Origin of the sequence: Cohnella herbarum, assembly GCF_012849095.1 — a bacterium.
Classification (GTDB): Bacteria; Bacillota; Bacilli; order Paenibacillales; family Paenibacillaceae; genus Cohnella; species Cohnella herbarum.
In genome coordinates this window covers 2250808-2263414 of record NZ_CP051680.1, presented here as the reverse complement: position 1 = coordinate 2263414, position 12607 = coordinate 2250808, and the positions used below count along the sequence as shown (strand labels likewise).

Genomic DNA, 12607 nt, shown 5'->3' with positions numbered 1-12607 from the left:
TTGTTAAACAAGAGCCCTGCTCCGGCATGTACGTAGCCGAAGCGGGGCTTCTTTATGAATAGCGAATGGGAAGGATGAGCGGTATGTCTTACGGTACGATTGGAATCATCGGTGCGATGCAGGAGGAAATCGAGCTCTTGCTGGCGCAATTGGACGATAAGCAGACGGATTGCCATGCCGGTATTACCTACCATCAAGGGTTGTTTAAGGGCAAGAAGGTCGTTCTGACGCGCTCGGGAGTAGGTAAAGTAAACGCGGCGGTCTGTACGCAACTGCTCATCGACCGATATAGCGCGGATGCGGTCATTTTTACAGGCGTGGCGGGAGCGGTAGACCCCCAATTGAACATCGGGGATATCGTCATCTCCACGAGCAGCGTTCAGCATGACGTTGACGTGACGGCTCTCGGATTCCCGCGGGGGACGATTCCATATCAGGAAGTATCGGAATATCCTTCGGATGCCCGGTTAATCTCGCTTGCGGAGGAAGCCGGACGGAAAGTATATCCGGGACGTTGCTTAACGGGTAAAGTGCTTTCGGGAGATCAATTTATCGCCGATCGCTCGGTGGTCAAAAGATTATTCGACGAGCTTGGAGGAGCGTGCACGGAAATGGAAGGCGCTTCGGTCGCTCAAGTGTGCTACATGAACGACATACCGCACGTGATTATTCGGTCCATGTCGGACAAAGCGGACGGATCCGCGCACGTGAACTTCGCAGAATTCACCATCGAAGCGGCTAACCGGTCGTTCGCGATCGTGGAAGAGATGATTAAAGTAATATAAGCTTCGGCAGCTTGCCTATACCCAATATCCCGTTCGCTCAGGGTCGAATCCGACGACGAAGAATACTTCGTCTGAGCGACGGGGATTGCTGAAGATAACAGAGATAACAGAGACAACGCGGACACCAATAAGAAGACCGTCATCGGCGGAAATGCCGACTGACGGTCTTCTTGTTGGTCCTAATTATCCGATATGCTGCAGAGCAATCTCCAGATTCGCTTTGTTTTTCTCGCTGATTTCCTTTCTTCGCGGCATGGGCGTCCAAGAAGCGACGTCGTCTAACCACGTCTTCGGAAGCGGCCCGTCGGCTTTATCGCTGCTAATGTCAGGCCATTGTTCCGGCAGCAGACCGCCATTCGGCTCCGAATCGATGCTCGCCAGAAGGGGATGCTCGTTCATCTCGAGCCATAACATGCCCCAAGCTCTAGGAACGACTCTCCAATGATCATAGCCGCCTCCGCCGAGGGCGACCCATTTGCCTTGCGTGTAACGGTCGGCAAGTCGATGAATGATCTTCGGCATCTCGCGATAGATTCGCATGCTGCAGTGAATGTGCGCCAGCGGGTCATAGGCATGGGCATCGCAACCGTGTTGGCTGACGATAATATCTGGCCGGAAGGAGCGGGCGGCGTGTTCAACCGCTTGATTAAAGCAAGCGAGCCACGAATCGTCTTCCGTATAGGGTTCCATGGAGATGTTAAGGCAAGCTCCATAACCGGAAGAGTCGCCCCTTTCATGAGGAAAACCGCTCCCCGGAAACAGGAATTTACCGGTTTCATGAATGGATAACGTGAACACTTCGGGGTCGGTATAGAAAAACCACTGCACGCCATCGCCATGATGAACGTCGGTATCTATGTATAATACGCGTGCATTATATTTTTCCCTAATGTACGAAATGGCCGCCGCGGCATCGTTATACACGCAGAAACCGGATGCGCGATCGGGAAAGGCATGGTGCAGCCCGCCGGCCAAATGCAGGGCGTGTTCGGCGCGACCGGACATAACCGCGTCCGCCGCGGCTATAGAGCCCGCGGATATCGCCACGGCCGATTCGTGCATGCCGGGAAAGTAGGGAGTATCCCCGTCCTCCTCAAGTCCATACCGGATTGCTTGTTTAATCGCGTCATCGCTAGGCGAGTCCGTACTAAGATCGATTACGCAGTCGATATAATCGGAACGATGAATGGCGCGTATGATCCGTTCCGTCTCCTCCATGGAGAAGGACGGAGCTACTTGATCGTTATCAATCGCATCGCATTTACTTAAAAGGTCTTCCGTCAATTCCAACCGCACGGGGTGGAACGGATGTTCATCCGAGAACCGATAACGCCCGGAATCCGAGTTGTTGATCCATAACGTCCTAGAGGCCAGAGAAGGTCGCCTGCCTTTCTATAAGCTGCGCGCGACGGCGCCGTATCGATAAGCTAGCGATTCGCACCGAACCTAGCTCATGCTAATACATAAAGCGTTGCCGGAAACGAACCCGATCGAATTGCTCCACCGATGATAATGGGACGTCCTTGCCGATTCGCACCATCAGACAGTTGGCCGGATGGGCGCATATTTCCGGATCGTCCGTGGCAAACCAGACCATGCCGACCGATTTCATCAGACGCTCCATCATTTCGCGGTATTCCCATACGTTTAATCCGCTGGATTCCAAATCCCAGTGCCAATAATATTCCGTCGTGAACACGATCATATTGTCCAGTTGCCCATGCTCGAAAGCGGTTGAGATGAGCGCTTTTCCGAGCCCGAAATTCCGATAATCGTCCGCGACTTCTATGGCTCCAAGCTCGACCAAGTCCAACATTCCGCCTTCCGACCAGCGTTCCATCTCATCGGGATAATGGAAGGTGACGTATCCCACGATGACGTCGTCTTCCCGAGCCAAGATGATTCTTCCTTCCGGCAATTCGGATATTTCGACCAGCGCCTGATGCTGTTCTTTCGGCTTTCGAAAAGCATCCAGCTTAGGATGAAGAGAGAGCGTGCGCAAAAATTCCGAAGGTACGGGGCCCTCTACGATAAGGGATCGGCCGTTTCGGTCAATTGGATAACGGACATACGATTTAACATGCTCCATGCCGTTCCCCCTTTAACGTAGCTGTAAAGTCAGACTTTATTATACCTCATACGTGACAAGCGAGGGAACCGTACTTTGGGAAGTTAAGCCAAATTTCTCCCTCAGCTTACGGAAAAAGTCCCTAGTTCTTATGCCCAGCTTGCGTTCACTGTGTTATAATGACTTTGGCAGAAAATCTACGGCAAAAAGGCTGTCGGTTAATGGACATGAAAGCGCATTCCTCCAAGGGTGCCCGCAATTCAATGGGAAGGTGATGGATCGTGACATTTCAATCGGATGAAAAATTGGCCGTCACGGCGAAGGTGTCGAACATGGCATCCTACGAAGAGGCGGTAAAAAGCTTTAACTGGGCAGAGGTCGAGAAGCATTTTTCTTGGGCTTCCACCGGCAAGGTCAATATGGCGTACGAAGCGATCGATCGACATGTTGACAATGGGCGCGGCGATAAAATCGCGCTTCATTACAGCGATAATCAGCGTGAGCAGAGCTATACTTTCGCGGAAATGTCGAAGCAATCCAATAAGTTCGCCAACGTTCTGCGCGACTTAGGCGTGGACAAGGGCGATCGCGTGTTTATTTTCATGCCGCGGACGCCGGAACTGTACTTCAGCTTGTTCGGAGCGCTCAAAGTCGGCGCGGTCGTCGGACCTTTGTTCGAAGCATTCATGGAAACGGCGGTAAGAGACCGTCTTCAGGATAGCGGCGCGGTAGCGATCGTTACGACTCCGTCTCTGTTGTCGCGTATCCCGCGCTCGGAGTTGCCTGATCTTAAGCACGTTATCGTGTACGGGGATTCGGTCGAAGAGGGAAATGGCATCATTGATTATCGTTCGGTCATGGATAGCGCTTCCGACGTAGCGGAATTAACGTTCCTCGATCGGGAAGACGGCTTGATCCTTCATTATACCTCGGGTTCTACCGGTAAGCCGAAAGGCGTATTCCACGTTCAGAATGCAATGCTGCAGCATTATCATACCGGACGAGTCGTTCTGGATTTGAGGGAGGACGATGTTTACTGGTGCACAGCCGATCCGGGCTGGGTAACGGGAACATCTTACGGCGTGTTCGCGCCATGGCTTAACGGAGTGACGAACGTCGTACGCGGCGGACGGTTCAGTCCGCAGGATTGGTATTCGACGCTTCAAAAATATAAAGTGACCGTATGGTATAGCGCGCCTACCGCATTCCGCATGTTGATGGGGGCAGGAGACGACGTCGTGAAGTCGTACGATTTAACTAGCCTTCGCCATGTGCTCAGCGTAGGAGAACCGCTTAATCCGGAAGTCGTACGTTGGGGCAATAAAATTTACGGACAACGCATCCATGATACATGGTGGATGACGGAGACCGGCGGGCAATTGATTTGTAATTACCCTGGCATGGAAATCAAGCCGGGCTCGATGGGACGTCCGGTACCTGGCGTCCAAGCCGCGATCATCGACGATCAAGGCAATGAGTTGCCGCCGTTCCGCATGGGTAACCTTGCGATCAAGACGCCATGGCCGTCTATGATGCGTAAGATTTGGAATAATCCTACGAAATACGCCGAATACTTCCACATTCCCGGCTGGTACGTATCGGGCGATTCCGCCTACCAGGACGATGAAGGTTACTTCTGGTTCCAAGGCCGGATCGATGACGTGATTAACACGGCAGGCGAGCGTGTCGGACCATTCGAGGTGGAGAGCAAGCTCGTCGAGCATCCGGCCGTTGCCGAGGCTGGAGTTATCGGGAAGCCGGATCCGTTAAGAGGAGAAATCATCAAAGCGTTCATCTCGCTTCGCGAAGGCTTTTCGCCGTCTGATGAACTTAAGGCGGATATCGCCAAGTTCGTGAAGGAAGGGCTGTCCGCCCATGCTTCTCCGCGCGAAATCGAGTTCAAAGACAAGCTTCCGAAAACTCGCAGCGGCAAAATCATGCGCAGGGTTCTGAAAGCTTGGGAGCTGAACTTGCCGACGGGCGACTTGTCCACGATCGAGGACTAGAACGAATAGGATTTGAAAATAAGTGAAGCGCCCGCCTTCGTCATCGACGAAAGCGGGCGCTTTTTGTTTTACTTTCCCTGCCGTCTTCTGGACGGCGGGGAAAGAGCGTTAAGAATTAGGTTCCGGATTTGACTTCGACGGCGGATGTAGGCGATGATTCGCCCGACGGGCTAACCGCCGATACGCGGTACCAGCCTGCGGACATGGGAGCGATATACTCGAAAGCGGTCGATTCCGTCGAGCCGAGAAGCTTGTATTTCCCGTTCTCCGTTTCGCTGTACCAGACTTGATACTTGGTCACGCCTTCGCTAGCGGAATTCGCGTTCCAAGACAGCGTAACGCCGATATCCGTTCCTTGAGCGATCATACCGCTTGGGGTTGAAGGCGCGTTATCGCTGCCATTCGGAATTCCCGGTAACCCGGGATCGATGTTTCCTCCCGGGACGTTAGGATCCGGGAAGTTCGGATCGCCGCCCGATGAACTGCCGTCGGTCGATACTTTCTCGCTCGGAGCCGATTCGCGGCCGGCTACGTCGACTGCCGTTACGTAATAGCTATAGGATTGGCCGGAACTGATGTAATTTACGAACTTCGCTGCTTCGCCGGTCGGAACGGAAGCCTCGATCTTCTCGAACGTTCCATTGTTAATGGAACGGTACAATCGATAGCCGGCAACGTCTTCCTGGGTGGAAGGGGTGAACGTAATTCTTGCCAGGTTATTCAACTGTTCCGCAGAGACGTTCGCCGGCGGATTAGGATTGGCGCCGTCGTCGACTCGCGGATCGATCTTGGAAGGCGCGCTTTGCGCGGCATCCTTAGGCAAATAATACGAAAGCGCTTTGCGGCTTTGGGCTGCGACTTGTCCCAGCTTCGCCTTTAACTCTTCGATAAGCGTATCGAGAGGCGCTTCCCTAACGACCATGACGGACTCGCGCAGCAGATCCTCCGGCGTCCCATCCTGAGGTAAGTAATTGACGCCGTTATAAGAAATGTATTTCACTTTGACGAGAGCATCGTCTTCTTCGGTCGGGATGAATTTACGGTTAAAGATATCCGTAACCAGCTTACCCGCTTCTTTCGTTAAAGCCGTAGGCAGTTTGCCGCTGACGCTGGATACGGTCATGGATACGATACCTTCGGGCTTCTCGAACGATTTCGTCGGGAAGAGCTCGGGTTTGGCTTCCGTCACTTCGTTCATGATTTTCGCCCAGATCGATCTGGCGCGTCCGTGACTGTCGGAAGATAAAGTATGGATAACTTTTTCGTGACCCGACCAGACGCCCAGCGTAATGTCCGGAGTGTAGCCTTGGAACCAGACGTCGCTGTAGTTCTGGGTCGTACCGGTTTTGCCGACGACCGGAATCGTCTTGTAATTTTTGAATTGCGACATGATCGAAGTTGCCGTACCGTTCGTGACGACCGTACGAAGCATATCCGTCATAAGGTAAGCGGACTGTTCGGAGACGATCTGTTTAGGATCCGCTTTGTGTTTATACACGATCTTATTATCGGAATCGCGAATATCTTCGATCAGATAAGCATCGTTGAAAACGCCTTTGTTCGCAATCGCCGCATACGCGTTCGTCAATTCTTCGACCGACGTTCCGTATTTAAGGCCTCCGATAACCCCCGTCTGCGCGCCGTCATCCTCTTTCACTAATGTCGTAATTCCGAGGGAACGGGCAAATGCCCAAGACTCTTTGATCGTGACTTTGTTTAGGAATATTTTTAACGCGGGAATATTGTACGAACTATTCAGCGCTTGGCGCGCGGTGACGAGACCCGAATAACGATTATTGGAGTTTTTCGGAATATGGTAACCGCCTCCGCCGTTCTTCAGAATGATCGGCGAGTCGTCAATAATGCTTCCCGGTTGAATCAATCCCTTATCGATCGCGGGCAAGTATGCGGCGATCGGTTTCATGGCAGATCCGGGCTGACGCACCATCTGGGTAGCGAAGTTCATTTGCTCGATGTGGAAGTCGCGACCCTCGATCATGCCGAGTATCGCGCCCGTCTTCTGATCCATCATGACGGCGGCGATTTGTTCGACGCCTTTAACAGGATGGTCGGGAGCGAAATTTTCCGGATTTTCGGCGACTTGGTGCATCAGATTATATACTTTTTTATCGATAGTCGTCGTGATCTTGTAACCGCTGCGGAGCAATTGTCCTCGAGCGTCTTCGATCAGCGCGGAATTTTCCTTCTTCTTCAGATCCTCGCGGGTAAGATCGGGATTTTGTTGAAGAACGAGCAATTCCGCTGCTTGGCGTTCGACTTCCAACATGAGATAAGGGTACGTGTTGTATGCTTTCTCGCTTGGCTTGGCCAGCGAACTGTACAAATCGAATGCGAGCGCTTCTTCATATTGCGCTTGGTTGATTTTATTTTCTTCGAGCATGCGGTCCAGAACGAGCTTCTGACGCGTTACTGCGCGCTTGAAGTTGGTTTCGTTAAACTCGCCTTTTCCGTTGAAAGCGGAAAATCTGGAAGGCAGTTGCGGAACGCCGGCCAAGTAAGCCGCTTGCGCAATATTCAGGTCGTCCAGATTTTTGACTCCGAAGATGCCGTTGGCGGCCGCCTTGATCCCGAACACTTGATAGCCGGAAGAGCCGTTTCCGTATGGAACCTTATTTAAGTAGGCCGTTATGATTTCTTTCTTGCTTAAGAATCTTTCTAGTCGCAACGACAGGAAAATCTCTTTGGCTTTCCGGCTGGACGTCTGGTCCAAGCTTAAGAATACCCGCCTAGCCAACTGCTGAGTGATCGTGCTTCCCCCGGTTTGGACGCTTTCGTTCAGCAATTGTTGTTTGACGGCGCGTAACAATCCGTTTGTATCGACTCCGGGATGGGTAAAGAAATTTTTGTCTTCTATGGCGATGACCGCATCGATGATTTTTTGCGGGATTTGGTCGTAGGTGACCGGCCGCCGATCTTCCTCCGACCGTAATTGTCCGATGGGAGATCCGTCATTGAAATATACGAAACCGGTTATCGCATTTTCGCTGATTTTCTCTTGAATGAGGCTGCGTTCGCGGATCGGATCGTCTTCGACGAGCGAAGCGATGTATCCGGTCACCGCTCCCGCGCCGACGAGTCCGGCAAGCACCCCGAACAGGATAAGCCATAGCACGGTAAAGCCTGCGATTTTCCCCGCTGTCTTGAAGCCCTCGCCTTTTGGCTTAGGATCGGAAGGGGGTTGTTTAGTATTCGTCATATAGAGTGCCTCCTTCAACAAACAGAACTATTATAGCACATTTACCCAACGTTTGACTTCTTTCGGGAATGAGTGCTTCATAGGAGGCATACAACCGCTATTGTTGATTTACAAGCTTTTCTAGTTGATCTCTTACGTCGACGCCACTCATTCCCCCGTGGTAACAAATGACGGCTTCGATGTCGTAATCCAACAATTTCTCGATCGAACGGTTCGCGGCGTTCATATCCAGCGTCGTTTGCGGAACCGGGCCGCGCAGCATTCCGTCCTTGCAAGTAAGGGCGTCCGCCGCAATGAGAAGCTTGCTTTGTTCGAGATAAAGACTGATATGCCCAGCCGTATGGCCCGGGGTATGGATGACGGTAATTCCTCCGCAATAGGGCAGCCGTTCCTGATCGTCCACCGTATGGTCAACTTGAGCTATCGGAGTGTATTCCATCGACTTCAGAATTTCTTGACGCTTCTCCTCGGGAAGGGAGCTCAGCAAGCCGGACATTGCTTGAGGGCTGGTCTTAATCAGTGGCAATCGCCCTTCGATATAAGGCTTATCGAGCTCGTGGGCGTACAGTTTCGTATGTTCACCGCATTCTTTGAGGATTTCGGCTAAGCCGCCTACGTGATCGAGATCCTGATGAGTGAGAATAATAGCGGTTAAATTGTCGAAGGAGAAGCCCGCATCCTTAAATCCTTCGCGTATTTGCGCGACATTCGTAGCCATTCCCGTATCGATTAGAACAACATTTTGGTCATCCCAGAGAAGCATAGGGTTTAGCGAAGAACGCGTTCCGAAAACCTCGTAAGGAATTTCGATCATCTTAACGTTATCGGGTATTCTCATCGTGGAACTCTCCTTTTAGATGGGGATTTGGCCAGCGATTGAATTTATTATTGACAAACACGGAGATGTATGATATGATTTATATATCTTTGTATAATAAACTAATCAAGGGCCGTAAAGATCTTATCACTCTTTTAGGTTACTTTCAACTCCCTTATATAAATAAAAGAAGGCTGCCCGGCTAGGGGTGGCCTTCTTTTGCGATTTATTATGCAACTCTAATCGTCCCCTAATCGATGTTTGCGGTACTCGTTCGGAGAACAATCCGTTCCTTTCTTGAATACTTTGCTGAAATATTTCTCGTCTTGAAATCCGACCATCTCCGAGATTTGTGCGATCTTTAAGGGAGTGTCGGCGAGCAGTTTTTTTGCACGATCGATACGGGCCCGCGTAATGTAGTCGGTTAAGTTTTCGTTCATTTCCTGTTTGAACTTGCGAGAGATGTATTCCCGGCTAAGAAAGAAGCGGTTGGAAATGTCTTGAAGGGACAATTCTTCATGAAGGAACTGGTCGATGTATTTGGCGATCGCCTGCATAGAGCTGGAGCTCGAACCGGCTTCATCCGACAAAAGCTCGCTTATCGAGAGCGCCTCCCGTAGATAGCTTGCCTTCCATTCCGCAAGGGTAAAATCCCCGTTATTGTCAAGCACGGCGGTCAGTTGGGTTTCCCCGGGAACAGCCGCGGGATCGGAACAACCTTTCTTCCACATCGATTGCGCAAGCCGGAATTCTTGCCACCACAGTTGTATTTGTTCGAGATTGATGATCTCGCATTGCTCGACGGCTTTGAACCAGGCTTCGAAAGCAGGGGACAACAGTTCCTTGTCTCCGCTTAGAACCGCGTAACGGATTTTTTGTTCATGCTCCGTGAAGAAAATGGAATTTTTAGGAACGGTTTCGAGAGCAGAGAAACATTGAATCCATTTTCCGGTGCTGCGCAGATTGCGAAGACGGATAGCCGCTCGAGCCTGTTTGTAAGAAGTTTGCAATTGGCCGGGAAAAGCGACGACGTTTCCGACACCGAAGCAAAATCTCGTTTTCAACACTTTATAGATGCCTTCGTTTATTTCCGTTAAGAGATTTTCCGCGCGGTCGGTATCCTTCCATAGCAGGATAATGATTTCGTTCTCTTGCCCCCAGTGTCGGAAGGCAAAGCCGGATTTCCGATCGCGCAGAAATTCATTGCAAATGTTAATAAGGGAGAAGATCAGCAAATCCCAGCCCGCCGCGAATTTGTCGCGGATGAAAGGGGGAGTAAGTTCTAAACTTAGCATACATAATCGCGCTTCTACTATGGGGCGGGTAGTACCGAATTGTTGCTGAAGCGTCTCTTGGATAATCGAATGATCTAAGGGCTCGTTCAACAGGGTGGAGAAAAATTTATCAAGGTAAACCGGTTTAAGCTGGTTGATCTCCATATTTTGCGTTCGATTTCTGGATCGGGCTTCTTCGTCGCTTGTCCATTCCACGATCGCTTTGGACAAAGCCGCCAGAAGCTGGGTTTCGTCGATAGGCTTCAATAAATAGTCCATGCCGCCGTATTTAACCGTCTGCCGGACGAATTCGAAGTCGTCGTGTCCGCTAATGACAATGATCTTGCTGCACGGCGCATGCTCTACCGCCCATGCCAGTATTTCGACTCCCCCTAAATGGGGCATCATCATATCCGTAAATATAATCGCGGGCTTCTCCGACTCGATCAGACGGATCGCCGCCTGGCCGTCAGCTGCTTCAAGAATATCGGTTATTCCGAAGTTGTCCCAAGGGACAAGCAGACGAATGGCTTCCCTAACGTGTTTCTCGTCGTCTATGATTAACGCTTTCATACAGCCTTCAGCTCCTCTCCGAACGGGATACGTACTTCTACGATCAGACCTTCTGGCTCGGCGGCGGAAAGTACGATAGAGGCCGATTCGGAATAGTGAAGCCGCAATCGAGAGAGGACGTTCGACAAGCCGATTCCGCTGTCCTTTCCCGGAAGAACGGAATCCTCGATGGTTAAGCGATCGTTCACGTCTGTCATTTCCTCTTCGGTCATTCCCGCGCCGTTATCTTGGACCCGTATGATTAAGATTTGCTCTCGCAAGTCGCAAGAGATCATCAACCGGGCGGGCTCCTCGTCGCTCTGCTTAAAGCCGTGCTTGAAGAAATTTTCGACGAGCGGCTGCAAGATCATCTTCGGAACGAGCAAGGAACGCGCTTCTTGAGCCATCCGGTACTCGATCTCGAGGGAAGTGTCGAACCGTTGTTTTTGCAAGTCCAGATAAGCCTGCAAGTATCCGAATTCCTTTTCCAATTCCACGATCGTTTCCCCGGCGTTCATGTTATAACGCATCATTTTCCCCAAAGAGGTGACGAGCGAATAAATTTGCTGATCTTTATGTTGCAGGGCTACCGTCCCGATCGATTGCAGCGCATTGTAGAGAAAATGAGGATTTACCTGTGCCTGCAACGCTTTGAGCTGATTGGTTTTGTTGGCGAGCTCGAGACGATACTCCTTCAGGATCAAATTATTGATCGTTTGCATCATCGACCTGAACCGTCTGGAGAGAAGTCCGATTTCGTCGTTGCCGCGAATGTCGATATCGACGTTCAAATTTCCTCTTTCGATCTGGTTGACGTAACCGATCAGGCTTAATAGCGGTTTCGTGAATCGGAAAGAGATGAATAACGTTGCGAGTACCGCGACGGTCAGAAATAGGATGCCGACCCATGAATTGATCTTAGCGATGCCGTCCGCCGTCCGATAGAGGTGCTCGTAAGGAGACAGCTTAACCAAGTACCAATCCATCATGGGCGTCTTAACCCGATCGTAGAAGACAATTCCGGCAAAATCGGAATCTTCCCATTTCAAGTAGCCGTTCGCGAGATCTCCCTTGCGAATTTCATCCAACCATCGTCCGTCCGAGAGGGTTCCGGCTGATTCGTCTTCCGAGGAAATGATCGTATTTCCGGCGGCATCTACGATATAAAATTTCTCATTGCCGGCATCGTACACTTGCCGATTCAATTCGATGAGCGCGTTAAGCTTGACGTCGATGGACAGTTGGGCCAACAACTCTTCGCTGGGCGCTAGAAATATCGGCCGGTGGAGGGTGAAGACGATCTCTCCTGGATCTGTCGACCGAGATTCCAACCCATAGCTGTGACTTGGATGGCTCGGCTCGATGTAGGGTTTCTTAGCGAGCAGATTGAAGTTGCCGGTTGGAATGTCCGACTGTATTTTACCGCCGCCGTTGCTGAGCAAATAAGTCGTGTTCTGGGCTACGACGTGAAGCCGGACTTGATAAAATTCCTTTACGCTTTGGTAAATATTGAGCAAGTGATCCTGAAGCAGATTACGGTTGCGTATTACGTCGGATAGATCGTTAGGAAACACTTCGTCCTCCATGTTGTGCTCCAAGATGTAGTACAAAGAACGGGGGACGTTAATAGAGTTGTATACCGCCAAAGATTTCTGGTTAATATTTTGCATGTAACTTTGAAGATTGGCTTTGCCTAGCGATAAGAGACGAGCGTTTTTCTCGTAAGCTTCATCCGTTATCGAACGTTTCGTCGAATTATAAGAGATGACCATCGAAGTAACGATCGGCAAGATCGTCGCGATGAGAAGCAGAAGCATCAGTTTGTTGCGGATGGTATTGCGAAACGGGGATAGCTTCAGCATCGGGGGTCTCCTCTCCTACGCTTGTC

Annotated in this window: 8 protein-coding genes; 2 read left to right on the top strand and 6 right to left on the bottom strand. The window is 51.0% G+C overall.

Annotated elements, in window-relative coordinates; translation table 11 throughout:
* The first annotated feature begins 83 nt into the window (after positions 1–83).
* The gene (locus tag HH215_RS10175; protein ID WP_169279802.1) at positions 84–785 is read left to right on the top strand and encodes a 5'-methylthioadenosine/adenosylhomocysteine nucleosidase; all 702 of its coding nucleotides are present in this window, start codon (positions 84–86) and stop codon (positions 783–785) included.
* Positions 786–968: 183 nt separating this feature from the next.
* Here the strand turns inward: HH215_RS10175 and HH215_RS10170 are convergent, their stop codons facing one another.
* Positions 969–2138, bottom strand: coding sequence for an acetoin utilization protein AcuC (locus tag HH215_RS10170; RefSeq protein WP_310735612.1), 1170 nt, complete (start codon positions 2136–2138; stop codon positions 969–971).
* 103 nt (positions 2139–2241) lie between these two features.
* A complete protein-coding gene (locus HH215_RS10165) occupies positions 2242–2874 on the bottom strand; it encodes a GNAT family N-acetyltransferase (RefSeq protein WP_169279801.1) in 633 nt (210 codons plus the stop codon).
* 311 nt (positions 2875–3185) lie between these two features.
* Here HH215_RS10165 and acsA point away from each other — a divergent pair, with 311 nt between their 5' ends.
* Positions 3186–4859, top strand: a complete 1674-nt coding sequence (gene acsA / locus HH215_RS10160; RefSeq protein WP_254450564.1) for an acetate--CoA ligase — start codon at positions 3186–3188, stop codon at positions 4857–4859.
* 115 nt (positions 4860–4974) lie between these two features.
* Here the strand turns inward: acsA and HH215_RS10155 are convergent, their stop codons facing one another.
* The 4 genes from HH215_RS10155 to HH215_RS10140 form a co-directional block, all read right to left on the bottom strand.
* Positions 4975–8076 (bottom strand): penicillin-binding protein 1A, encoded by a 3102-nt coding sequence (locus HH215_RS10155; protein WP_169279799.1) that lies wholly within the window; start codon positions 8074–8076, stop codon positions 4975–4977.
* Positions 8077–8173: 97 nt separating this feature from the next.
* On the bottom strand, positions 8174–8914 hold the full coding sequence (locus HH215_RS10150; protein ID WP_169279798.1) for an MBL fold metallo-hydrolase: 741 nt from the start codon (positions 8912–8914) through the stop codon (positions 8174–8176).
* Between the two features lie 218 nt (positions 8915–9132).
* A complete protein-coding gene (locus tag HH215_RS10145) occupies positions 9133–10740 on the bottom strand; it encodes a response regulator (protein WP_169279797.1) in 1608 nt (535 codons plus the stop codon).
* Positions 10737–12581: a cache domain-containing sensor histidine kinase gene (locus HH215_RS10140; protein WP_169279796.1), complete on the bottom strand. Its 1845-nt coding sequence runs from the start codon at positions 12579–12581 to the stop codon at positions 10737–10739. Before HH215_RS10140 ends, HH215_RS10145 begins: the two co-directional genes overlap by 4 nt.
* Positions 12582–12607 lie beyond the last annotated feature (26 nt).